Annotated in this window: 28 protein-coding genes; 10 read left to right on the top strand and 18 right to left on the bottom strand. The window is 61.9% G+C overall.

Going from position 1 to position 23099, the window contains the following annotated elements:
* The first annotated feature begins 165 nt into the window (after positions 1 to 165).
* The 4 genes from ftsY to rpoH all read left to right on the top strand — a co-directional run bounded on the left by ftsY (position 166) and on the right by rpoH (position 4272).
* Positions 166 to 1617, top strand: coding sequence for a signal recognition particle-docking protein FtsY (gene ftsY, locus MKS85_RS14765; protein WP_310663008.1), 1452 nt, complete (start codon positions 166 to 168; stop codon positions 1615 to 1617).
* On the top strand, positions 1614 to 2285 hold the full coding sequence (ftsE, locus tag MKS85_RS14760; RefSeq protein WP_024778908.1) for a cell division ATP-binding protein FtsE: 672 nt from the start codon (positions 1614 to 1616) through the stop codon (positions 2283 to 2285). Before ftsY ends, ftsE begins: the two co-directional genes overlap by 4 nt.
* Positions 2282 to 3304 (top strand): permease-like cell division protein FtsX, encoded by a 1023-nt coding sequence (ftsX, locus tag MKS85_RS14755; RefSeq protein WP_047226021.1) that lies wholly within the window; start codon positions 2282 to 2284, stop codon positions 3302 to 3304. The genes ftsE and ftsX overlap by 4 nt, the downstream gene beginning before the upstream one ends.
* Positions 3305 to 3417: 113 nt before the next feature.
* Complete coding sequence (gene rpoH / locus MKS85_RS14750; RefSeq protein WP_003177476.1) at positions 3418 to 4272, top strand: RNA polymerase sigma factor RpoH; 855 nt, start codon at positions 3418 to 3420, stop codon at positions 4270 to 4272.
* Positions 4273 to 4471: 199 nt separating this feature from the next.
* On the opposite strand, the gene mtgA is transcribed toward rpoH, so the two are convergent.
* Positions 4472 to 5194 carry a monofunctional biosynthetic peptidoglycan transglycosylase gene (gene mtgA / locus MKS85_RS14745; RefSeq protein ID WP_047226020.1) on the bottom strand — a complete coding sequence of 241 codons (723 nt, stop codon included), beginning with the start codon at positions 5192 to 5194 and terminating at the stop codon, positions 4472 to 4474.
* A 73-nt stretch (positions 5195 to 5267) separates the two neighbouring features.
* Between mtgA and MKS85_RS14740 the strand changes: the two genes are divergently transcribed.
* From MKS85_RS14740 to trmB, 4 genes are all read left to right on the top strand, one after another.
* Positions 5268 to 5639 (top strand): DUF423 domain-containing protein, encoded by a 372-nt coding sequence (locus MKS85_RS14740; protein WP_047226019.1) that lies wholly within the window; start codon positions 5268 to 5270, stop codon positions 5637 to 5639.
* A gap of 90 nt (positions 5640 to 5729) precedes the next feature.
* A complete protein-coding gene (thiS, locus tag MKS85_RS14735) occupies positions 5730 to 5930 on the top strand; it encodes a sulfur carrier protein ThiS (protein ID WP_160893822.1) in 201 nt (66 codons plus the stop codon).
* Positions 5931 to 5984: 54 nt separating this feature from the next.
* Positions 5985 to 6779: a thiazole synthase gene (locus tag MKS85_RS14730; protein WP_003177480.1), complete on the top strand. Its 795-nt coding sequence runs from the start codon at positions 5985 to 5987 to the stop codon at positions 6777 to 6779.
* A gap of 9 nt (positions 6780 to 6788) precedes the next feature.
* The gene (gene trmB, locus MKS85_RS14725) at positions 6789 to 7514 is read left to right on the top strand and encodes a tRNA (guanosine(46)-N7)-methyltransferase TrmB (protein ID WP_047226017.1); all 726 of its coding nucleotides are present in this window, start codon (positions 6789 to 6791) and stop codon (positions 7512 to 7514) included.
* A 146-nt stretch (positions 7515 to 7660) separates the two neighbouring features.
* Here trmB and MKS85_RS14720 read toward each other — a convergent pair whose 3' ends face one another.
* From MKS85_RS14720 to MKS85_RS14680, 9 genes are all read right to left on the bottom strand, one after another.
* The gene (locus MKS85_RS14720; protein ID WP_047226016.1) at positions 7661 to 7984 is read right to left on the bottom strand and encodes a DUF3392 domain-containing protein; all 324 of its coding nucleotides are present in this window, start codon (positions 7982 to 7984) and stop codon (positions 7661 to 7663) included.
* A 17-nt stretch (positions 7985 to 8001) separates the two neighbouring features.
* Positions 8002 to 9135 carry a radical SAM family heme chaperone HemW gene (hemW, locus tag MKS85_RS14715; protein WP_223194443.1) on the bottom strand — a complete coding sequence of 378 codons (1134 nt, stop codon included), beginning with the start codon at positions 9133 to 9135 and terminating at the stop codon, positions 8002 to 8004.
* 62 nt (positions 9136 to 9197) lie between these two features.
* Positions 9198 to 9794 (bottom strand): RdgB/HAM1 family non-canonical purine NTP pyrophosphatase, encoded by a 597-nt coding sequence (gene rdgB / locus MKS85_RS14710; protein ID WP_047226014.1) that lies wholly within the window; start codon positions 9792 to 9794, stop codon positions 9198 to 9200.
* On the bottom strand, positions 9791 to 10225 hold the full coding sequence (locus MKS85_RS14705) for a DUF4426 domain-containing protein (RefSeq protein WP_047226013.1): 435 nt from the start codon (positions 10223 to 10225) through the stop codon (positions 9791 to 9793). The genes rdgB and MKS85_RS14705 overlap by 4 nt, the downstream gene beginning before the upstream one ends.
* A gap of 25 nt (positions 10226 to 10250) precedes the next feature.
* On the bottom strand, positions 10251 to 10871 hold the full coding sequence (gene metW / locus MKS85_RS14700) for a methionine biosynthesis protein MetW (protein WP_047226012.1): 621 nt from the start codon (positions 10869 to 10871) through the stop codon (positions 10251 to 10253).
* A gap of 7 nt (positions 10872 to 10878) precedes the next feature.
* A complete protein-coding gene (locus MKS85_RS14695) occupies positions 10879 to 12018 on the bottom strand; it encodes a homoserine O-acetyltransferase (RefSeq protein ID WP_188251406.1) in 1140 nt (379 codons plus the stop codon).
* A 241-nt stretch (positions 12019 to 12259) separates the two neighbouring features.
* Positions 12260 to 12850 (bottom strand): YggT family protein, encoded by a 591-nt coding sequence (locus MKS85_RS14690; RefSeq protein ID WP_047226010.1) that lies wholly within the window; start codon positions 12848 to 12850, stop codon positions 12260 to 12262.
* Positions 12851 to 12860: 10 nt separating this feature from the next.
* Entirely contained in the window at positions 12861 to 13679 is an 819-nt protein-coding gene (proC, locus tag MKS85_RS14685) for a pyrroline-5-carboxylate reductase (protein ID WP_047226009.1), read from the bottom strand.
* A gap of 42 nt (positions 13680 to 13721) precedes the next feature.
* Positions 13722 to 14408, bottom strand: a complete 687-nt coding sequence (locus MKS85_RS14680) for a YggS family pyridoxal phosphate-dependent enzyme (RefSeq protein ID WP_047226008.1) — start codon at positions 14406 to 14408, stop codon at positions 13722 to 13724.
* Between the two features lie 54 nt (positions 14409 to 14462).
* On the opposite strand from MKS85_RS14680, the gene MKS85_RS14675 reads away from it, so the two are divergent.
* A complete protein-coding gene (locus MKS85_RS14675; RefSeq protein WP_047226007.1) occupies positions 14463 to 15497 on the top strand; it encodes a type IV pilus twitching motility protein PilT in 1035 nt (344 codons plus the stop codon).
* Positions 15498 to 15641: 144 nt separating this feature from the next.
* Here MKS85_RS14675 and MKS85_RS14670 read toward each other — a convergent pair whose 3' ends face one another.
* A complete protein-coding gene (locus MKS85_RS14670; protein ID WP_188251405.1) occupies positions 15642 to 16253 on the bottom strand; it encodes a C40 family peptidase in 612 nt (203 codons plus the stop codon).
* A 249-nt stretch (positions 16254 to 16502) separates the two neighbouring features.
* On the opposite strand from MKS85_RS14670, the gene MKS85_RS14665 reads away from it, so the two are divergent.
* Positions 16503 to 16931 carry a TM2 domain-containing protein gene (locus MKS85_RS14665; RefSeq protein WP_139048940.1) on the top strand — a complete coding sequence of 143 codons (429 nt, stop codon included), beginning with the start codon at positions 16503 to 16505 and terminating at the stop codon, positions 16929 to 16931.
* Between the two features lie 121 nt (positions 16932 to 17052).
* Here the strand turns inward: MKS85_RS14665 and MKS85_RS14660 are convergent, their stop codons facing one another.
* The 7 genes from MKS85_RS14660 to gshB all read right to left on the bottom strand — a co-directional run bounded on the left by MKS85_RS14660 (position 17053) and on the right by gshB (position 23055).
* A complete protein-coding gene (locus tag MKS85_RS14660; protein ID WP_076383024.1) occupies positions 17053 to 18324 on the bottom strand; it encodes a dihydroorotase in 1272 nt (423 codons plus the stop codon).
* On the bottom strand, positions 18321 to 19325 hold the full coding sequence (locus MKS85_RS14655) for an aspartate carbamoyltransferase catalytic subunit (protein ID WP_047226003.1): 1005 nt from the start codon (positions 19323 to 19325) through the stop codon (positions 18321 to 18323). Before MKS85_RS14655 ends, MKS85_RS14660 begins: the two co-directional genes overlap by 4 nt.
* Positions 19326 to 19349: 24 nt before the next feature.
* Entirely contained in the window at positions 19350 to 19856 is a 507-nt protein-coding gene (gene pyrR, locus MKS85_RS14650) for a bifunctional pyr operon transcriptional regulator/uracil phosphoribosyltransferase PyrR (RefSeq protein WP_047226002.1), read from the bottom strand.
* 85 nt (positions 19857 to 19941) lie between these two features.
* Positions 19942 to 20379: a Holliday junction resolvase RuvX gene (gene ruvX, locus MKS85_RS14645; RefSeq protein ID WP_188251404.1), complete on the bottom strand. Its 438-nt coding sequence runs from the start codon at positions 20377 to 20379 to the stop codon at positions 19942 to 19944.
* Positions 20379 to 20948, bottom strand: coding sequence for a YqgE/AlgH family protein (locus MKS85_RS14640; RefSeq protein ID WP_188251403.1), 570 nt, complete (start codon positions 20946 to 20948; stop codon positions 20379 to 20381). Before MKS85_RS14640 ends, ruvX begins: the two co-directional genes overlap by 1 nt.
* Before the next feature lie 179 nt (positions 20949 to 21127).
* Positions 21128 to 22024 carry an energy transducer TonB gene (locus MKS85_RS14635; protein WP_047225999.1) on the bottom strand — a complete coding sequence of 299 codons (897 nt, stop codon included), beginning with the start codon at positions 22022 to 22024 and terminating at the stop codon, positions 21128 to 21130.
* A gap of 77 nt (positions 22025 to 22101) precedes the next feature.
* The gene (gshB, locus tag MKS85_RS14630) at positions 22102 to 23055 is read right to left on the bottom strand and encodes a glutathione synthase (RefSeq protein ID WP_139048943.1); all 954 of its coding nucleotides are present in this window, start codon (positions 23053 to 23055) and stop codon (positions 22102 to 22104) included.
* Positions 23056 to 23099: the final 44 nt, after the last annotated feature.

The following is a 23099-nucleotide window of genomic DNA, read 5'->3' as shown; positions in this document are numbered from 1 at the left end:
TGATGCCCTGCCAGTCCTTCGAAAAAATCGACCTTGAGGTGTCCTGGGGACAACTCGACAAAATGTTGCGCGTGAACAAGCTGGGTGAAACGCAGTCTGTTCAGCATCGAATATTTATCACCGAGGCGCCCTGGGCGCGTCGCTACCGTGAGATAGCCGTCCTCCATGTTTGGTTCCAACGACGACAAGAAGACCCCAGCTGCGGCTGGCGAGAAAAAAGGCCTGTTCGGATGGCTGCGCAAGAAGCCGCAGGAAACTGTCGTCGAACAGCCGCAACCGCTGCCTGAGCCCGATGCCGAGGCGGTGGCCGAACAAGCTGCCCCGATTGTCCTGCCGATTGCCGAGCCGGTATTGCAACCGGCCGAGCCCGAGCCGGGGTCGAGCGCTGAACCGGTGGCCGAGCAACCGCTGACCCCACCCGAAGGGCAAACCCCCTGGCTGACCTTGCCCGTGGCGGAAGAGCCGGTAGCGTTGGTGGAGGACGCGCAGGCGTCGCATATCGCCCCGCCGATTCCGGCACTGACCCCATTTGTCGCGGCCCCGGCCGTGGAGCCGATCGTCGAAGTGCCAGCGCCTGCCATCATGCCTGTCGCTGCCCCTGCTGCCCCTGCTGCCCCTGAACCGGAGCCTGTTGCAGTTGAATTGCCAGCTCTCGCAGAGCCCGCGCCTGCCGCCGAAGAGAACAAGGTCGGCTTCTTCGCCCGCCTCAAGCAAGGCCTGTCCAAGACCAGCGCCAGCATCGGCGAAGGCATGGCCAGCCTGTTCCTGGGCAAGAAAGTCATCGACGACGAATTGCTGGAAGACATCGAAACGCGCTTGCTGACCGCCGATGTCGGCGTCGAGGCGACGTCGGTGATCATCCAGAGCCTGACTCAAAAGGTGGCGCGCAAGCAGCTCACCGACGCCGACGCTTTGTACAAGTCTTTGCAGGGCGAGTTGACCAACATGCTCAAACCGGTGGAACAGCCGCTGGTGATTGCCTCGCAGAACAAGCCGTTCGTGATCCTGGTAGTGGGCGTCAACGGCGCCGGCAAGACCACGACCATCGGCAAACTGGCGAAGAAGCTGCAGTTGGAGGGCAAGAAAGTCATGCTCGCCGCCGGCGACACCTTTCGCGCCGCCGCGGTCGAACAACTGCAAGTGTGGGGCGAGCGCAACAAGATTCCGGTAATCGCCCAGCACACCGGCGCCGACTCCGCTTCAGTGATTTTCGACGCCGTGCAGGCCGCCAAGGCCCGTGGCATCGATGTGCTGATTGCCGACACGGCCGGTCGCCTGCACACCAAAGACAACCTGATGGAAGAGCTGAAGAAGGTTCGCCGGGTGATCGGCAAGCTCGATGCCGACGCACCCCATGAGGTGCTGTTGGTGCTGGACGCCGGCACCGGCCAGAACGCCATCAACCAGGCCAAGCAGTTCAACCAGACCGTCCAACTGACCGGACTGGCCCTGACCAAGCTCGACGGGACCGCCAAGGGCGGGGTGATTTTCGCCCTGGCCAAGCAGTTCGGCCTGCCGATTCGCTACATCGGCGTGGGTGAAGGCATCGACGATCTGCGCACCTTTGAAGCCGAGCCCTTTGTCCAGGCACTGTTTGCCGAGCGGGAGCACTCATGATTCGTTTCGAACAGGTCGGTAAACGCTATCCGAACGGTCACGTCGGCTTGCATGAGCTGAGCTTTCGGGTCCGTCGTGGCGAGTTTCTGTTTGTCACCGGCCATTCCGGCGCTGGTAAAAGTACCTTGCTGCGCCTGCTGCTGGCGATGGAACGGCCCACCACCGGCAAACTGCTGCTGGCCGGCCAGGACCTGAGCACCATCAGTAATGCCCAGATCCCTTACTTGCGTCGGCAGATCGGCGTGGTGTTCCAGAATCACCAGTTGCTGTTCGATCGCACGGTGTTCAACAACGTGGCGTTGCCCTTGCAGATCCTTGGCCTGTCCAAGGCCGAGATCAACAAGCGCGTGGATTCGGCCCTGGAGCGTGTGGCGCTGTCGGACAAGACCGATCTGTACCCCGGCGACCTGTCCACCGGCCAGCAACAGCGCGTGGGCATCGCCCGCGCCATCGTTCATCGCCCGGCCTTGCTGTTGGCGGACGAACCTACCGGTAACCTGGACCCGCGTCTGGCGGCGGAAATCATGGGCGTATTCGAAGACATCAATCGCTTGGGCACCAGCGTGCTGATTGCCAGTCACGACTTGGCCCTGATCGCGCGCATGCGTCACCGCATGCTCACCTTGCAACGCGGTCGACTGATCGGTGACGGGGAGGCTGGCGTATGAGTGCGACCCGCAGCCCCAAGGTGGCCGAGCGCGTGGCTCCGAAAGCCTCCGATCCGCAGCCGCCAAAGAAGAAGCGCGACGATGACGACGGCCCGGATTTCGCGACACTGTTTCACGCCTGGGTCGAAAGCCATCGCGCCAGCCTGCTGGACAGCCTCAAGCGTCTGGGCAAGCAGCCGATCGGCAGCTTTTTTACCTGCATGGTGATGGCGGTGGCCCTGAGTTTGCCCATGGGCCTGTCATTATTGCTAAGTAATGTGGAGCGCCTGGGTGGCTCCTGGCAGCGTGCCGCGCAGATTTCCCTGTATTTGCAGCTGGAAGCGAGCCCTGCCGAAGGCCAGGCGTTGCGCGAGCAGATCAAGGCCATGCCGGGCGTGGCCGACGCCGAATACATTGGTCGCGAGCAGGCGCTGGAAGAATTCCAGCAGCAGTCCGGCCTGGGCGATGCCCTCAAGGAACTGCCGGAAAACCCGCTGCCGGGAGTGGTACTGGTGACACCCGACGAAGTCGACAAGCCGACCCTTGAAGCATTAAGACAAAGACTTTCCGAGTTGCCGAAGGTACAACAGGCGCAACTTGATCTAGTCTGGGTCGAGCGTCTTGCGGCGATCCTCAAGCTCGGCGACCGATTTGTCTTCGGTCTGACGGTGCTTCTGGTTTCTGCATTACTTTTGGTGATAGGCAATACCATTCGTCTTCATATTGAAAACCGCCGCACCGAGATAGAAGTGATTAAACTCGTCGGCGGTACGGACAGTTATGTACGCAGGCCCTTCCTTTATATGGGGGCGCTGTATGGCTTCGGTGCGGGGATTCTGTCCTGGGGCGTATTGGCGTTTGGCCTGGACTGGCTGAATGACGCGGTAGTGGGGCTGGCCGGTTTGTACGGCAGTGATTTTTCCCTGGCCGGAGTGCCAGCCGCCGACGGTCTGTCGCTCTTGCTTGGCGCGGTGCTGTTGGGTTATATCGGTGCATGGATTGCGGTAGCACGCCACTTGCGTGAGCTTGCTCCAAAATAGTGTTTTTTTGCGCGTATTGACCTTTCGGTTTTTGTGGGAACTTGTCCTACGGTTCCCGGTCAATTTTCGCAGTGCTGAACTGCACGAGTTATGTGAGTCGGAGGTTTTTTCGTATGACCACTTCTTTGCAACCTGCTTATGCTCTGGTCCCGGGTGCGAACCTGGAGGCCTATGTGCACACGGTGAACAGCATCCCTTTGCTGACGCCCGAGCAGGAGCGTGAACTGGCCGAGAGTCTCTATTATGAGCAGGATCTTGAGGCGGCTCGGCAGATGGTGCTCGCCCACCTGCGTTTTGTTGTACATATCGCCCGCAGCTATTCCGGCTACGGGCTGGCCCAGGCCGACCTGATCCAGGAAGGCAACGTCGGCCTGATGAAGGCGGTCAAGCGTTTCAACCCGGAAATGGGTGTGCGCCTGGTGTCGTTTGCAGTGCACTGGATCAAGGCGGAAATCCACGAGTTCATCCTGCGCAACTGGCGCATCGTGAAAGTCGCGACCACCAAGGCCCAGCGCAAGCTGTTCTTCAACCTGCGCAGCCAGAAGAAACGTCTGGCCTGGCTGAACAATGAAGAAGTCCATCGTGTGGCCGAGAGCCTGGGCGTCGAGCCGCGGGAAGTGCGCGAGATGGAAAGTCGCCTGACCGGCCATGACATGGCCTTCGACCCGGCCGCCGAAGCGGACGACGACAGCGCTTTCCAGTCGCCGGCCAACTACCTAGAAGACCACCGGTATGACCCGGCGCGTCAACTGGAAGACGCCGACTGGAGCGACAACTCCAACACCAACCTGCACGAAGCTCTGGAAGTGCTGGACGAGCGCAGCCGTGACATCCTTTACCAGCGCTGGCTGGCCGAGGAAAAAGCCACGCTGCACGACCTGGCGCAGAAGTACAACGTGTCGGCCGAGCGGATTCGCCAGCTTGAGAAGAGCGCGATGAACAAGCTCAAGGTGTCGATTGCGGCTTGACCGGCGGTAGCGGTAATAAAAAACGCCCCGATCAGTGATGATCGGGGCGTTTTTGTGTGTGCTCACTATTGGATTCGCCGCAGACCCCCTGTGGGAGCGAGCTTGCTCGCGATGGCGGCTTATCATTCAACATCGATGCTGCCTGACCCTCCGCCATCGCGAGCAAGCTCGCTCCCACAGTTGAATGTCGGTGTCTGGTCTACTGGGCCCAAGGCGCCCGCCGCGAGTCATTGAGCCCCAGCAGGTAGCTGTCGCCCCCCAACTGGCTCATCTGCCGGCGGATCCAGTTCGCGCGCCGCAGTACATAAGGGCTTGGGCGTGCGGCGCTCCATACCCGGGGGTTGGGCAGGACCGCCGCCAGCAGGCTGGCCTGTTGCCGGGACAATGCATCGGCGCTTACCCCAAAGTGATGCCGCGCTGCGGCTTCGGCACCGAACACACCGTCATCCCACTCGACGCTGTTGAGGTACACCTCGAGGATCCGCTGCTTGGGCCAGAGTATTTCGATCAGCGCGGTAAACCAGGCTTCCAGGCCCTTGCGCAGCCAGCTGCGGCCCGGCCACAGGAACAAGTTCTTGGACACTTGCTGGCTGAGGGTGCTGGCGCCGCGAATCGAGCCGCCACGTCCGTTATGGGTAAGCGCGGCCTGGATCGCACCGAAGTCGAAGCCCCAGTGCTCTGGAAATTTCTGGTCCTCACCCGCGATTACCGCGATTTTGAGGTTGTCGGAAATCTGATCCCAGGGTTGCCAGGTACGCTGCAGGTCGATCGGCTCGCCACCGAACCAGGACTCAACCTTGCGCTCGATCATCAGCGCGGTGAACGGCGGCGGCACCACGCGAAACAACAGCACCAGCACAACGCTGCCGACGGCGAACCAGAGCAGGGCTTTAACGAATCGTCGAAACAATGAACGTAACATAGAGATGGCTTGGCCGAACCCGTCGAGCGGGCCATTATACAGACCCTGTCCACCGAGTCTGACTGGAGTTCTCATGCTGCGTAGTTTTCTGATGCTGGCTGCTTTTTTCGGCTTCACCGGCGTGGCACTGGGAGCGTTTGCCGCCCACGGCCTGAAAAATCGCCTGAGCGCCGATTACCTGGCGATCTTTCATACCGGCGTCACCTATCAGTTGGTACACACCCTGGCGTTGCTGGGCGTCGCGCTGCTGGCCACGCACATCCCCGGACGTATCGTCACCTGGGCCGGGATTTCGTTTGTCATCGGTATCCTGCTGTTCTCCGGGAGTCTGTACCTGCTGACGCTCACGGGCATCAGCAAACTGGGCATTATCACGCCGTTCGGTGGGGTGGCGTTCCTGATCGGCTGGTTGTGCCTGGGGCTTGCCGCCTGGCGGTTGGGCTGACCGCACGGTCCAATTCATGACGAATGGCTTGGGTCGTCCAGACTGATCGGGCTAGAATGCCAGCCCCTAAAAATGATGGCGGCATCCGGCATGCGCATTCAATTGAACGGCGAACCCCTTGATCTGCCCGACGGTGAAACCGTTGCGGCCCTGCTGACCCGTCTGGAACTGACCGGACGCCGCGTCGCGGTGGAGCTCAATCTGGATATCGTCCCGCGCAGCCAGCACGCCGACACCACGTTGAACGATGGCGACAGCGTCGAAGTGGTCCACGCCATCGGCGGCGGCTAGTCCCTGCGGTTTTCCAGTATTTCGCAAGAACCTCACCCCAACAGAGGATTTCCCATGAGCATCGTTCGTAGCGACAAGCCCTTCGTCCTGGCCGGTCGTACCTACCAGTCGCGTCTGCTGGTTGGCACCGGCAAATACCGCGACATGGAAGAAACCCGCCTGGCCATCGAAGCCTCGGGCGCTGAAATCGTGACCGTTGCCGTGCGCCGCACCAACATCGGCCAGAACCCGGGCGAACCGAACCTGCTGGATATCCTGCCGCCAGATCGCTACACCATCCTGCCCAACACCGCCGGCTGCTTCGACGCCATCGAGGCCGTGCGCACCTGCCGCCTGGCCCGTGAGCTGCTCGACGGCCACAACCTGGTGAAACTGGAAGTGCTGGCGGACCAGAAAACCCTGTTTCCCAACGTGATCGAAACCCTCAAGGCCGCCGAAACCCTGGTCAAGGAAGGTTTCGACGTGATGGTCTACACCAGCGATGACCCGATCATCGCCCGTCAACTGGCGGAAATCGGCTGCATCGCGGTGATGCCGCTGGCTGGCCTGATCGGCACGGGTCTGGGGATCTGCAACCCGTACAACCTGCAGATCATCCTGGAAGAAGCCAAGATTCCGGTGTTGGTGGATGCCGGTGTCGGCACCGCGTCCGACGCCACTATCGCCATGGAACTGGGCTGTGAAGCAGTGCTGATGAACTCGGCCATCGCCCATGCCCAGCAACCGATCCTGATGGCCGAAGCCATGAAGCACGCCATTGTGGCCGGTCGCCTGGCATACCTCGCCGGCCGCATGCCGAAAAAACTCTACGCCAGCGCCTCTTCGCCGCTGGATGGTCTGATCAAGTAAGAGCCATTGATGACTGAATCGAACGACACGCCTGTCCTCCCGGAAGAAGGCGAAGAGCGCCAACACCGCCGCATCAAGAGTTTCGTGATGCGCGCCGGGCGCATGACCGAAGGCCAGCAACGCGGCCTGGAACAGGGCACGCCGCTGTTTGTCCTGCCCCTGGCCGATGCGCCGGTGGACTTTGACCAGGTGTTCGGCCGCTCGGCGCCGCGCTCGCTGGAAATCGGCTTCGGCATGGGCCACTCGCTGCTGGAAATGGCCGCCGCGGCGCCGGAACAGGATTTCATCGGTGTGGAAGTTCATCGTCCCGGTGTGGGCGCGCTACTCAACGGCGTACTGACCCAAGGACTGACCAACCTGCGGGTCTACGACTGCGACGCCATCGAAGTGCTCAACCGCTGTGTGGCCGACAACAGCCTCGACCGGCTGATGCTGTTCTTCCCGGACCCATGGCACAAGAGCCGCCATCACAAGCGCCGTATCGTCCAGGCGTCGTTCGCTGAGTTGGTGCGCAGCAAGTTGAAGGTCGGCGGTGTGCTGCACATGGCCACCGACTGGGAACCCTACGCCGAGTACATGCTGGAAGTGATGAACGTCGCCCCGGGTTACCGTAACCTGGCCGAAGACGGCAAGTGCGTACCGCGCCCGGCCGAACGACCGATCACCAAGTTCGAACGCCGTGGCGAACGCTTGGGGCATGGGGTTTGGGATTTGAAGTTCGAGAAGGTGGCTTAAACACCAGAAGATCCTGCTGAAATGGGATCCCCTGTGGGAGCGAGCTTGCTCGCGATGAGGCCATAACATTCAATATCAATGTTGACTGTCAGGCCGCCATCGCGAGCAAGCTCGCTCCCACATTTCGTTCTGTGCTACATCGAAAATCAGCGACGGTCAGCGACCACCCCAATCAACACCAGCACCACCAACAGCACCGGTGCCAGGCTGTAGTTGTTGAACTGGCTCAAGCCCCGGACGACCCATGGCGTGGCGTAGATCAAGGCCGCGCCGCTGCCGATCATGCACAGCAGGGCGATCAGCGGGACGCGCAAGGCCCCGGCAATATTGCCAAGGCGTTGTTCGACCCAGCCTTTGATGTCGGCACCAAACAGCACCAGCAGGCAGCCTACCAATGCCAGGGAGATTTCCGACAGGTTGCTGCGGCTCCAGCGGGACACGGTGGCGAGCAGGTCGAGTACCAGATCCATGGGGTTTCCTTGTGTGATTAGCTCAAAAATTTCTGCAACAGGTCATTGAGAAACAACTGTCCGCGCTCGGTGGCTGCCAGACGTGCCGGTTCGACCCGCAACAACCCGCTTTGTTCGGCCTCGCGTCGGCCTTCAGCCAGACTCTGCAAAGGCAGGCCGGTGCGTTCGGGGTAAAGCCGCGCGTCCACACCTTCGGTCAGGCGCAGCGCGTTCATCAGGAACTCGAAGGGCAGTTCTTCATTGCTCAGGGTTTTCTCGCCGGCCAGGAAGCGTTTGGCTGGGTTGAGGTAGTCCTTGGGCAGGCGGGTTTTCCAGGTGCGCACAATACGCCCGTCCGGATGGCTGAGCTTGCCGTGGGCGCCCGCGCCGATGCCGATGAAGTCGCCGAAACTCCAGTAATTGAGGTTATGCCGCGCCGGTCGCCCGGGCTGGGCGTAGGCCGAGACTTCGTATTGGCTGTAGCCATGTTCGGCCAGCAACGCTTGCCCGGCTTCCTGGATGTCCCACAGCGTGTCGTCCTCCGGCAAGGTCGGCGGCTGGTTCCAGAACACCGTGTTTGGCTCCAGGGTCAACTGATACCAGGACAGATGCGTGGGCTTCAGTGCAATGGCCTGGCGCAAGTCGCTCAAGGCGTCGTCCAGGGACTGATCGGGCAGGCCATGCATCAGGTCCAGGTTGAAGTTGTCGAACCCGGCCTGACGGGCCATGTCGGCGGCGCGCACAGCTTCGTCACCGTTATGAATCCGGCCCAAAGCCTTGAGCTTGGCTTCCTGAAAGCTCTGGATGCCAATGGACAGGCGATTGATGCCCAGTGCCCGGTAAGCGACAAATTTCTCTTGCTCGAAGGTCCCTGGGTTGGCTTCCAGGGTGATTTCAATGTCATGGGCGAAGGGGATTCGCGCCTCGACACCTTTGAGCAGCCGGCCCAGGGCCTGGGCGCTGAACAGGCTTGGAGTACCGCCGCCGAAAAAGATCGAGCTCAGTTCCCGGCCATACACCGCCTGCAGGTCCTGGTCGAGATCGGCCAGCAAGGCGTCGACGTATTCTTCTTCCGGCAACTGCGGGCTGGCGGCATGGGAGTTGAAATCGCAATACGGGCATTTGCGTACACACCACGGAATGTGGATGTACAACGCCAGGGGCGGCAGCATTGGCAGCGGCGCCCGAGGCGTTTGCGCACCGCCATGGATCAGAGGTGCGGGGGACTCATCGATCATTGCAGGCCCAGGCGTTGGCGCAGCAAAGCCATGGCGCGGGCGCGGTGACTCAGCTGGTTTTTTTCCACCGGGCCCAGTTCGGCGCTGGAGCAGTTGCGCTCTGGCACCCAGAACAGCGGATCGTAGCCAAAACCGTGCTCGCCGCTGGCTTCGGTGAGAATGCGCCCGTGCCACAAGCCTTCGCAGAGGATCGGCAGTGGATCGTCGGCATGACGGACGAGGGCCAGGACGCAGACGAACTGTGCGCCGCGCTCGGCTTCGGGGACATCCTTGAGGGCCTCGAGCAGCTTGGCGTTGTTCGCCGCGTCGCCTTTGCCATCGGCGTAGCGGGCTGAATAGATGCCCGGCGCACCGCCGAGAAAGTCCACCGCCAGCCCGGAGTCGTCGGCCAGCGCCGGCAGGCCGGAAATGCGCGCGGCGTTGCGGGCCTTGAGGATGGCGTTCTCGACGAACGACAGGCCGGTTTCTTCAGGTTCGACCTGGCTGAACTCGCCAATCGAGCGCAGTTGCACCGACCCGCCGAGCATGGCCTGGAGCTCCTTGAGTTTGCCGGCGTTGTGGCTGGCCAGTACGAGTTGGGTGAAATTCATCATTCGCCGGGGAACAGTTCCTGGTTGAAGTTGAGGGTGTTGATCTTGTCGCCCGTTTTCACCTGGATGTTGAAGGTGCGGGTTTCCTGCTGTTTCACCGGGTATTGGGCGATGTAATAGGTCGCGTTGGGTTCGGCCACCTCCTTGAAGTTCAGCGTGACACTGCTGCTGGTAAGGTCCTTGACTGTCCCGCTGACCTCGGCCTTCAAGGGTTTGCCATCCTTGAGTACCGAAACGTTGATCACGCCCTGGGTCTTGTCGCGGATCAATCCGGCGGCGTCGGCAATATCCGGCGTCAGGAAGGTGGAATTGAAGGTGTTGTAGTGCACGGTGATGTCGCCGAACACTTCCTTGCGATCGCTCTTGATGACATCCGCGGCCATGGCTCCGGCGCTCAGGCAGGCGGTAATGAGAAACAACGCTAGACGTTTCATGTCGTGCTCCTGGAAAGGCCGGGCTTCACACCGCGACCTGATGATCGGCAAGGCCTGGGCTGCTGACCCGATAGATGCCTATTTCACCTAACAGATTAGGCCATAGCTTGCTGGCCCACCCGTGGCGGTGCTGCTGGTCCACCGCCAGGCGATCGATGACCTTGGCTTGGCGTTCGCGGCACAACGCCTCGAAATCCTCGAAGGTGCAGAAGTGGATGTTCGGCGTGTTGTACCAGGTGTAGGGCAGAAACTCCGACACCGGCATGCGGCCCTTGCTCGCCAGGTACCAGCGGCAGCGCCAGTGACCGAAGTTGGGGAAGGTGATGATGCACTGGCGCCCGACCCGCAGCATTTCGTCGAGGATCTTGTCCGGGTAGTGCACCGCTTGCAGCGCCTGGGTCATGACCACGATGTCGAAGCTGTTGCTGGCGAAGTTGCCCAGGCCCTTGTCCAGGTCCTGCTCGATCACGTTGATGCCCTTGGCCACGCACTCGGCGATGTTGTCCGGGTCGTTTTCCAGGCCGTAGCCGGTGACTTGCTTGTGGTCGCGCAGCCAGGTCAGCAGTTCGCCGTTGCCGCAGCCCAGGTCGAGCACGCGGCTGCCGGCGGGGATCCATTCCTGGATGATGTCCAGATCGGCTCTCATGGCGTCCTCACAGCGTTATACGGTTCATGTAGTTGCCGAACGCCTGCAGGTAGCGCGGGATCGGGATCAGAAAGGCGTCGTGACCCTGGGGCGCGTCGATTTCCAGGTAGCAGACGTCCTTGCGGGCAGCCATCAGCGCGTCCACCAGCTCCCGTGAGCGGGCCGGGGAGAAGCGCCAGTCGGTGGTGAACGACATCACGCAGAACCTGGCGGTGGCGCCTGCAAAGGTTCTTGCCAGGTCATCGTCGAAGTTCGCCGCCGGATCGAAGTAGTCCAGGGCTTTCGTCATCAACAGGTAGGTGTTGGCGTCGAAGCGTCCGGAGAATTCTTCGCCCTGGTAGCGCAGGTAGCTTTCCACCTGGAATTCGACGCTGTGGAAGTCGTAGTTGAGCTTTTCGCTCTTGAGACCGCGGCCGAATTTCTCGCCCATGGAATCATCGGACAGGTAGGTGATATGCCCGACCATCCGCGCCAGCATCAGCCCGCGCTTGGGAATCACGCCGTGTTCCTGGAACGAGCCGCCGTGGAATTCCGGATCGGTGAGGATCGCCTGGCGCGCCACTTCGTTGAAGGCGATGTTCTGCGCCGACAGCTTGGGGGCCGAGGCGATTGCCAGGCAGTGGCGCACACGGTCCGGGTAAGTGATGGTCCATTGCAGGGCTTGCATGCCGCCCAGGCTGCCGCCGATCACTGCGGCCCACTGGGCGATACCGAGGCGGTCCGCCAGGCGTGCCTGACTGTGGACCCAGTCTTCCACGGTCAGCACCGGAAAGTCGGCGCCGAAGGGTTTGCCGGTGTCCGGGTTGACGCTGCTGGGGCCGGTGGAGCCGTTGCAGCCGCCGAGGTTGTTCAGGCTGACCACGAAGAACTTGTTGGTGTCGATGGGCTTGCCCGGGCCGATGCAACTGTCCCACCAGCCCGGCTTGCGGTCGTCGACACTGTGATAGCCGGCGGCGTGGTGATGCCCCGACAAGGCATGGCAGATCAGCACGGCATTGCTCGCCGTGGCATTGAGGGTGCCGTAGGTTTCGAAAATCAGGTCATAGGCTGGCAACGAACGACCGCAGGCCAGGGCCAGGGGCTCGCTGAAATGCGCCATTTGCGGCGTCACCAGACCAACGGAATCGGGGGGAAAGGCAGCTGGCATCGACCCTGCTCTCGTTGAAATGAGGCGTAAGTCTAAAGACCGCTGTGGCAAGCGGCAAGCAAAGGGCGGAGCTGATTGTCCGCCGCTTTACCCGTGGCGAGGGAGCTTGCTCCCGCTGGGGCGCGAAGCGGCCCTGAAAGCTGCTGCCCGTGACTGTCCGGGATACGGTGGCGCCCGCTTTGGGGCTGCTTCGCAGCCCAGCGGGAGCAAGCTCCCTCGCCACAGGAAAGGCTGCAGCGTTTTAGATCAGCAGGCGCAGGATTTCTGGCATCATGGTCATCGCCGCCAGATTGTTGATCACCAGCATGTCGATCAGCTTGAGCACCAGGAACGCCAGGATCGGCGAGATATCCAGCCCGCCGAGGTTCGGCACGATGCGGCGGAACGGTGCCAGCGCCGGCTCGCAGATCTGGTTCACCAGTTCGGCGCCCGGGTTGTGGCTGCCGGGAGCGACCCAGGACAGGATCACGCTGATGATCAGGGCGAAGAAGAAAATCTTCAGGAACAGCGCGGTCACGCCAATGATCGACCAGATCAGCAGTTGCAGCGGGTTGCCGGTGGTGCCGTAGGTCAGCAGCAGGGTCAGGGCCATCAGCGCCAGTTGCACGATGATCGCCAGTACCAGCGACGACATGTCCAGGCCGAACACGCTCGGAATGATCCGGCGCAGTGGCTTGAGCAATGGCTGGGTGGCCTTGACGATGAACTGGCACAGTGGGTTGTAGAAGTTGGCGCGCACCAGTTGCAGCACAAAGCGCAGCAGTACGATCAGCAGGTACAGGCTGCCGAGGGTTTGCAGCACGTAGACCGCTGCAGTGTTCAATCCGATCATGAATGGCTCCTTATTGGCCCAGTTGTTCGGCCATTTCGGCCGAGCGGTGCGCGGCGGCGCCGAGTGCTTTTTCCACCAGGGCTTCGAAGCCCCCGGCCTGGAACGATTTGATGGCGGCTTCGGTGGTGCCGGCTGGCGAAGTCACCCGGCGCCGCAGTTCGGCCGCATCGACATCGCTGGACACTGCCATGTGGGCGGCGCCCAGGGCGGTCTGCAACGTCAGTTTGGCGGCGGTTTCGCGCGGCAGGCCGAGTTTTTCACCGGCGGCGGTCATGGCTTCGATCAGCAGGAAAAAGTATGCCGGGCCCGAGCCGGACACGGCCGTCACCGCATCCAGTTGCTGCTCGGTTTCCAGCCACAGTGCCAGGCCTACGGCCGAGAGCAGCTCTTCGGCCTGCTGGCGCTGTTCGGCGGTCACTTGTGCGGTCGCGAACAGCCCACTGACGCCCTGGCGCAGCAGCGCCGGGGTGTTGGGCATGCAGCGCACGATCGGCTGGGACCCGAGCCAGTTGTTCATGCTGGCGCAGGTAATGCCGGCGGCGATCGACACCACCATCTGATGGGGTTTGAGGCTTGGACGAATGGCCTCGCAAACAGTTTTCATCGCCTGTGGCTTGACCGCCAGCACGACGACGTCCGCGCCCTCGATGGCCTGGGCGTTGTCGGCGAACGTTTCGATGCCGTGCTCTGTGCTCACCCGGGCGCGAGTCTCGGCCCCCGGATCGCTGGCGCGGATCTGCGAAGCGTCCAGACCCTTGGCCCGCAGGCCGCCGATCAGGCTGGCGGCCATGTTGCCGGCGCCGATGAAGGCAATACGTGTGTTGCTCATGACAGGTCCTTGATTAGAGAGTTGAGTCAGCATGGCGTACGGCTAGCTACGGCTATAGTCGCGCGCACCAAACAGCGCGGTACCGATCCGCACCCAGGTGGCGCCCTGGGCAATGGCCGACTCGAGGTCATGGCTCATGCCCATGGAAAGGGTGTCCAGCGGTAGCTTCAGATCGGCTTGCAAGCGTTGAACCGCTGCGAAGGCGGCATCCTGGGCGGCACGCTCCTCGGTCGGTTCGGGAATCGCCATCAACCCACGCAGCTTCAGGCGTGGCAACGCGCTGATGGCGCTGGCCAGAGCGGGCAGGTCCGCCGCGGTGCAGCCGGATTTGCTGTCTTCACCGCTGACGTTGACCTGGATGCAGATATTCAGCGGCGGTAGGTCGGCCGGGCGCTGCTCGGACAGGCGTTGTGCAATTTTCAAACGATCCACGGAATGCACCCAGTCGAAATGTTCGGCGATAGCGCGCGTCTTGTTCGATTGAATGGGGCCGATGAAGTGCCAGATCAAGGGCAGGTCGGTCAGTTCGGCCTGTTTGCCCAGCGCCTCCTGCAGATAGTTCTCGCCAAAGTCCCGCAGGCCGGCGGCATAGGCTTCACGCAGGGCCTGGGCGGGCTTGGTCTTGCTCACCGCCAGCAGCTGCACGCTGTGTTCGTCGCGGTGGGCGGCTTGTTCGGCTGCGCGGATACGCGATCTAACCTGAGCAATGTTGTCTGCTATCGTGGACATTAAAGAAGCGCCAGCGGTGAGGTTCGCGGCATTCTACTGGAATTGAGGAGCGCTATGGATATCACTGAGCTACTGGCGTTCAGCGCCAAACAGGGCGCATCGGACCTGCACTTGTCCGCCGGGCTGCCGCCGATGATCCGTGTCGATGGCGATGTGAGGCGGATCAACCTGCCGGCCCTGGACCACAAGCAGGTCCATGAGCTGATCTACGACATCATGAACGACCGGCAGCGGGTAGATTACGAGAAGTTTCTGGAAACCGACTTTTCCTTCGACGTGCCGGGCGTCGCACGGTTCCGGGTCAATGCGTTCAACCAGAATCGCGGTGCAGGTGCGGTGTTCCGGACCATCCCGTCGAAAGTCCTGACCATGGAAGACCTGGGGATGGGCGAAGTGTTTCGCAAAGTGACCGAGGCGCCTCGCGGGCTGGTGTTGGTGACCGGGCCGACCGGCTCCGGCAAGTCCACCACCCTGGCGGCGATGATCGACTACCTCAACACCCACAAACACCATCACATCCTCACCATCGAAGATCCCATCGAGTTTGTCCACGAGCCGCGCAAATGCCTGATCAACCAGCGCGAAGTGCACCGCGACACCCAAAGTTTCTCCACGGCCCTGCGCTCAGCCCTGCGCGAAGACCCGGACGTGATTCTGGTGGGGGAGATGCGTGACCTGGAGACCATCCGCCTGGCCCTGACCGCCGCCGAAACCGGTCATCTGGTGTTTGGCACCTTGCACACCACCTCGGCGGCCAAGACCATCGACCGGGTGGTGGACGTGTTCCCGGGGGATGAGAAATCCATGGTTCGTTCGATGTTGTCCGAATCCTTGCAGGCGGTGATTTCACAGACGCTGGTCAAGAAGATTGGCGGCGGCCGGGTCGCGGCTCATGAAATCATGCTGGGAACGTCGGCGATCCGTAACCTGATCCGCGAGGACAAGGTGGCGCAGATGTACTCGGCGATCCAGACCGGTGGGTCGCTGGGGATGCAGACATTGGATATGTGTTTGAAGGATTTGCTGAACAAGGGGCTGATCAGTCGCGAACATGCGCGGGAGCGGGCGCGTACGCCGGATAACTTCTGAGGATCGGCCACAAAACCTCCTGTGGGAGCGAGCTTGCTCGCGATAGCGTTGGATCAGCCAACATTGAAGTTGACGGATGTACCGCTATCGCGAACAGGCTCGCTCCCACAGTTTGCTTGAACTGGCAAATGTGCCACTTTCAAATCAGCGCTGAACCAGCTGCATCCCTTTCGGCTCTTTGGGCAGCACCCGCTTGGCAAGGACGTAGTGGCTGTTCCAGTACGGCTTGTTCAAGGTATCGATGGTCACCGACTTGCCACGGCGCGGGGCGTGGATGAAGCGGTCATTGCCCAGGTAGATGGCCACGTGGTTGACCCGGCGGCTCTTGAGCTTGAAGAAGATCAGATCGCCGGGCTTGAGGTCCTTGCGATCGACCTTCTGGCCGTGACCGCTGGCCATCGCATTGGAAGTGCGCGGCAGGTCGAAGGTGGCATCGTTGAAGGCGTACTTCACCAGCCCGCTGCAATCGAAACCTTTGCTTGGGCTACTGCCGCCCCAACGGTAAGGTGTTCCCAGTACGTTCACGGCACGGCTCAAGACGTTGCTGCTTGTCTTGGCGGTCATGACCGGAACCAGCTTGCTATTGGCGGTGCTCAAACGCTGGGTGTTTCGCTTGTTCTTGCTTGAAGGAGCAGAAACATGGGATTTGGGGGTGTAGCCGTTGACGTTGGGAAGACGTTGCTCACGATTGGTGGCGTGGGCGGCCAGGGGCAATAATAGGCAAATGGTTAGCCATGTCTTGATAAATGGACGCATTAGGCAGGGCTCTTGAAGGTAAGCGCGCAACTTTATAACAGCTTTTTTTACTGTTCCGAGGCCGTTTGTCGAATCGCAACCCCAGGTGAAACCCGCATAATTGCGACATATTGACCTGATTGTCTGACAGAACCCAGACAGCACGGGGGTTTACCGGGTTCCTGACGCTGGAGACCGCTTGTCGGCAATCCATAAAAAAGTCACAAATAATCCGAACAAATTTATCTATCGAGGCAAAAGAGGCGATTCATGAACAGCTATCAGCAGGACGCTTTACGCGATACCCACAGCAAAGTGATCGGCTATCTCTTGTGGATTTTCGGCTTTACCGGCGCCCACCGCTTCTACTACGGCAAGCCGATCACCGGCACGATCTGGTTTTTCACCTTCGGCTTGTTGGGCATCGGCTGGCTGATCGACCTGTTCCTGATTCCGGCCATGGATCGGGAGGCCGATCTGCGCTTCACCCCGGGTCCCCTCGAGTACAGCGTGGCGTGGATTCTGCTGACGTTTCTCGGTGTGCTGGGTGTGCACCGCATGTACCAGGGCAAATGGCTCACCGGCATCCTTTACCTGCTGACTGGCGGGGTGTTTTTCCTGGGGGTGCTGTATGACTTCTGGACGCTGAACGATCAGGTCTCGATTCGCAATGCGCAGAAGCGCGGGGCTTTTCATTAAGACCGAGTCGCCTGCATCGCGAGCAGGCTCGCTCCCACACTGGATCAAGGTGTTCACAGGTTATGTGTTCACCGAAGATCCCTGTGGGAGCGAGCCTGCTCGCGATAAGAGCGATGCGGTGTCAGGCCTGGTGAGTAATCCGCCCATCCATCAGCGTATAACGCACCACCCCCGGCAAACTGTGGCCAAGGAACGGGCAGTTGTCACCCTTGGAACGCCAGGCTTCACCCGCCACGGTGGACGCCGCCGGGTCGAACAGCACCAGGTCCGCCGCCGCGCCCACTGCCAGTTTACCCACCGGTAATTGCAGCGCGTCGGCCGGGCCGTTGCTCAGGCGTGCCAGCAGGGTCGGCAGGTCCAGCAATCCGTCTTCCACCAGTGTCATGGCCAGTGGCAGCAACAGTTCGACGCTGCTGATGCCCGGTTCCGTGGCGCCGAATGGTGCCAGCTTGGCATCGCGCTCGTGGGGCTGGTGATGGCTGGAGATGGCCGAGATCACCCCGGACTTCACGGCCTCGCGCAAGCCATCGCGGTCGGCGCGGGTGCGCAGCGGCGGCTGGACGTGATAGACGCTGTTGAAGTCGATCAGCGCTTCGTCAGTCAGGATCAGTTGGTACAGCGCCACATCGGCGGTGACGGGCAGGCCGCGAGCCTGGGCCTGGGCGATCAGTGCGGCGCCGCGGGCGCTGGTCAACTGGCTGAAGTGTGCGCGCACGCCGCTTTGTTCCACCAGCAGCAGGTCCCGGGCCAGGGCCACGGTTTCGGCGGTTTCCGGAATGCCCGGCAGGCCGAGGAAACTGGCGGTCGGGCCTTCGTGGGCCAGCCCACCTTCAGCCAGATCGTGATCCTGGGAGTTGAAGATCACCGTCAGGCCGAAGGTCGCAGCGTATTCCAGGGCGCGGCACAGGGTGCGGGTATTGCGAAAACTGTTCAGACCATTGCCGAACGCCACGCAACCGGCGTCGCGTAGCGCAATGAGTTCTGCCAGTTGCTCGCCATCGAGGCCTTTGCTCAAGGCGCCGATAGGGAAGACCTTGGTGTTGCCGGCTTCGCGGGCGCGATCGAGGATCAGCTCGGCCACGGCCGAGGTGTCCAGTACCGGCTTGGTCTGTGGCGGGCAGCACAAACTGGTCACGCCACCGGCGGCGGCAGCCTGGGTTTCGCTGACGATACTGCCTTTGCGGCTATAACCGGGTTCGCGCAGGGCGACGTTCAGGTCCACCAGGCCAGGGGCGGCCACCAGGCCTTGGGCGTTGAGGGTATCAACGGCGGTAAAACCGGCCGGAGCGGCGCCAAGGGCGACAATTTTGCAGGCATCGATGTGGATGTCAGTCACTTGATCCAGGCCGCTGGCCGGATCGATCACGCGTGCGCCGAGAATGCTGAGCTTCACTGGGCGTTCTCCTGGTCGAATTGGCGCTGGGCCGTTTGCCCGCTCATGGCCATGGACAGCACGGCCATGCGGATGGCGATGCCGTAGGTCACCTGGTTGAGGATCACCGAATGTGGTCCGTCGGCCACTGCCGACTCGATCTCCACCCCGCGGTTGATCGGCCCCGGGTGCATGACGATGGCGTCCGGCTTGGCCCCGGCCAGGCGCGCGGTGGTCAGGCCGAACAGGCGGTAGAACTCGCCTTCGCTGGGCAACAGGCCGCCGGTCATGCGTTCGCGCTGCAGGCGCAGCATGATCACCACGTCCACGTCCTTGAGGCCTTCGGTCATGTCGGTGTAGACCTTCACACCGTACTGCTCGACGCCAATGGGCAGCAGGGTTTTCGGCGCGATCACGCGGATGTCCGGGCAGCCGAGAGTCTTGAGGGCGAGCATGTTCGAGCGGGCCACCCGCGAGTGCAGGATGTCGCCGACGATAGCCACCGACAGGTTCTCGAAGCTGCCCTTGTGCCGACGGATGGTCAGCATGTCCAGCATGCCCTGGGTTGGGTGGGCGTGACGGCCGTCGCCGCCGTTGATGATCGCCACTTGTGGGCATACATGCTCGGCAATGAAATGCGCGGCGCCGGAATCACCGTGACGCACGACGAACATGTCGGCCGCCATGGCCTCGAGGTTGCGCAAGGTATCGAGCAGGGTTTCGCCCTTGCTCGCCGAGGAGGTGGACACGTTCAGGGTGATCACGTCCGCCGACAGTCGCTGGGCCGCCAGTTCGAAGGTGGTGCGGGTGCGGGTGGAGTTTTCGAAGAACACGTTGCACACGGTCTTGCCGCGCAGCAACGGGACTTTCTTGACCGCCCGGGCCCCGACTTCGAGGAACGAATCGGCGGTGTCGAGGATTTCCGTCAGCAGCTCGCGGCGCAGGCCGTCGAGGGACAGGAAGTGCCGCAGCTGGCCCTGATCGTTGAGCTGTAGCGCTCGCTTGGTTTCGAGAGGCGTCATCGCAATGGACTCTTACAAGGGCAGTTAAAGGGCAAGGTCTTGCAGTTCGAGTTGCAGCGGCGCGGGGCCGGACAGCTTGACTCGCTCGTGAGCGGCCAGCGTCAGCGTCGCGCCGACCACGTTCGGGCGGATCGGCAGCTCGGCGGCGTCCAGGTCCAGCAGGCACACCAGGGTCACGCTGGCGGGGCGGCCATAATCGAACAGTTCGTTCATGGCGGCGCGGATGGTCCGGCCGCTCATCAGCACATCGTCGATCAGTACCAGATGCTGGCCTTCAATCTCGAATGGCAGGGCCGAAGGGCGTACTTGCGGGTGCAGGCCGTTCTGGCTGAAGTCGTCGCGGTAGAACGACACATCGAGGGTGCCCAGCGGCGCATCGCTGCCCAGTTCTTCGAGCAAGGCCTGGGCGACCCAGACGCCACCGGTGCGAATGCCGATGTAGCGCGGTTCGCTGATGCCGCGTTGTTCCAGATGCGCCGTGAGACGAATCGCCATCTGGCTGATCAGTTCGGCGGGATTGGGCAGGCTCATGCTGGCTCCTTCAGGTTCCCGGGCCGGTGGTCAGAGGCCCGGTTTATCGCTAAAAGAAAGCGCCCTGGCGGCGCTTTCAAAAAAATCAGGTTTCGAACAGGGCGGCGTTGGCGTCGAGCCAGCCTTGCAGCAGCAGGGCGGCCGCGATGGCGTCTACCGGGTTGTTGCGGTAACTGCCTTTCTGCCCGCCACGTACCAAGCGTTCACCCTTGGCCTCGAACGTGGTCAGACGCTCGTCGTGGGTATAGAAAGGCAGGTTGTAGCGGCCGTTGAGCCTGCGGGCGAATTTCTCCGCACGAACGCACATCTCGCTGGGCGTGCCGTCCATGTTCAGCGGCAGGCCGACCACCACGGCGTCGGGTTTCCACTCCTTGATCAGCGCTTCGACCTGGTTCCAGTCGGGAACGCCGTTCTGCGCCTTGAGGGTGCACAGCTCGCGGGCCTGGCCGGTAATCACCTGGCCGACCGCCACGCCGATCTGTTTGGTGCCGTAATCGAAGCCCAGCAGCAAGCGCAGGGCCATCAGGCGTGTCCTGCCTGGCTGGTGAGCAGACTGAGGTTGACCCCCAGCCGGCTGGCCGCTGCTTCCAGGCGCAGTTCGCTGCTGGTGTTGAACAGGATGTCGGCGTCGAACGGGCAGGTCAGCCAGGCGTTATCGGCCAGCTCGGCTTCCAATTGCCCGGCTTCCCAACCGGCATAGCCGAGGGCGATCAGGCTTTTTTCCGGGCCTACGCCGTCGGCGATGGCGAACAGCACATCCTGGGAGGTGGACAGCGAGACGCCATCCAGGTCCACGGTGGCCTGGTAGGACGGCCCCGTCGGGTGGAGCACGAAGCCTCGGTCGGTCTGCACCGGGCCGCCGATGAAAATCGGGACGTGCTGGCACAAGAGTGGCGGTTCTACATCCGGGCGCAACTGCTCAAGAATGTCCGCCAGGTTCAGTTCCTGCGGCCGATTGACCACCAGCCCCATGGCCCCATTGGCCGTGTGCTCGACGATGTAGGTCAAGGTGTGGGCAAAGTTCGGATCGGCCATGTGTGGCATGGCAATCAGGAAGTGATGCTTGAGGTAGGTGGGGCTGACGTTTTTCATAGGCGCTAGTGTGGCGGCGCAGGGGCGAACTGACAAGCTGGCGATGTGCAGCAAATGCCGGAGACTGTCACGAAACCCCTGTGGGAGCGAGCCTGCTCGCGATGCAGTGTGTCAGGCGACGTCGATGCTGGATGTTCGATTGCTATCGCGAGCAGGCTCGCTCCCACAAGGGGATGGGGTCAGTTGCTGGAGAGACGATCGCCCCGGGCGAACTTCCAGGTGCGGATGATTTCCAGGCGGTCGATGTCCGACAGGTCCCCGGTAAACGGTGCGAACGGCGCGGCCAGGCGCACGATCCGCTGGGCGGCCTGATCCAGCAATGGCTGGCCGGAGGACTCCAGCACCAGCACTTCATACAACGAGCCGTCGCGGTTGATCGAGACCAGCAGCCGCAAGTTGCCATAGATCTGCTTGCGCCGGGCTTCGTCGGGGTAGTTGAGATTGCCGATGCGCTCGACTTTCTTGCGCCACTCATCTTTGTACCAGGCGCCCTTGTCGCGCATGGTCGAGGCGGCGCTCAGGCGGTGGATACGCGGGCGTTTGGCATACAACTGCTGTTCCTGGGCCAGCTCGGCTTCCAGGCTGGCGATGTCGCTGGACAGTTGGGCGCTGTCGAAGGTGGGCACCGGGGCCTTGGGTTTGGGGTCGGGCCTGACCTCTTCCTTGACCGGGGCTTTTTTCGGCTTCGGCGCCACGGTGGTCACGGCTGCCTTGGGCGCCGTCTCCCGGACCTCGGGCTTGGCCGCTGGCGGCGGTGTGACCTTCTGCACTTTATTGTCCTGGAATGGCGCGATCTGGGTGGTCTTGGGCGTTGCCTTTTTTTCCAGGGTGCCACTGCCTTGCTGGTTTTCCTGGGCGAGGAAGTCCGCTTTTTGTGGCTTGGCTTCGCTTTTGAAGGTGGCCAGGGTGATTTCCAGGGTCTGGCTGATCTGTTTGGGTTCTACCGTGGCAAACCCGACGCCCAGCAGCAGTGCCAAGTGGATCAATGCCGCCAGGAACAGGGTAAAACCGAGACGATCAGCCGGGCGCACGCCGCGATGGGCGAGCTCTTGGGGCAGATCGGACGGGAGGGTCATGGCAAGGAAACCAACATCGCGTTTTTTTCAGGCCGGGCATGATAACGCAATGTGGGTTTCCTTCAGCAGGATCTGGATCAACGAGCCTTGAGCTTCTGATCGATGGCATCCATCAGCATCGCGCCGATGTCGGTGCCGAAGGCGTTGTCGATCTCGCGGATGCAGGTCGGGCTGGTGACGTTGATTTCCGTCAGGTGCTCGCCGATCACGTCCAGGCCCACGAACAGCAGACCTTTCTCCCGCAGGGTCGGGCCGACCTTGGCCGCGATCCAGCGGTCCTTTTCAGTCAACGGACGCGCCTCGCCACGCCCGCCGGCCGCCAGGTTGCCGCGGGTTTCGCCGGCCGCGGGAATGCGCGCCAGGCAATAGTCCACCGGTTCGCCGTCGATCATCAGGATGCGCTTGTCGCCATCGACGATGGCCGGCAGGTAACCCTGGATCATGATCTGCTGTTGGCCGTGCAGGGTCAGGGTTTCCAGGATCACCGACAGGTTGGGGTGGCCGGCGGTGTGACGGAAAATCGAGGAGCCGCCCATGCCGTCCAGGGGCTTGAGGATCACGTCGCCGTGATGGTCGGCGAATTCACGCAGCACGTCCGGGCGACGGCTGACGATGGTGGGCGGCGTGCATTGCGGGAACAGCGTGGCGAACAGCTTTTCGTTGCAGTCGCGCAGGCTCTGGGGTTTGTTGACCACCAGCACACCGGCGTTTTCGGCCTGTTCCAGCAGGTAGGTGGAATACACGAACTCCATGTCGAAAGGCGGATCCTTGCGCATGAGGATCACGTCCAGGTCGCTGAGCAGCGCATCGCGTTCGGTACCCAGCTCAAACCATTTTTCGGGGTTGGCGAAGACGTTCAGCGGCTTCATCCGTGCCCGCGCCTGGCCTTCGGCCTGGTAGAGGTCGCGCTGCTCCATGTAGAACAGCTCCCAGCCGCGCTTCTGAGCGGCCAGCAGCATGGCCAGCGAGCTATCCTTTTTATAGGAAATGCTGGCGATAGGGTCCATGACAATGCCGACGCGTACGCTCATGGCTTGGTTCCTCGAAAATTGATGGGCACAAATGGTGTGAAAAA

Source organism: Pseudomonas sp. JL2 (assembly GCF_031570495.1).
Lineage (GTDB): Bacteria > Pseudomonadota > Gammaproteobacteria > Pseudomonadales > Pseudomonadaceae > Aquipseudomonas > Aquipseudomonas rhizophila.
This window is presented reverse-complemented; position numbering and strand designations above follow the sequence as displayed.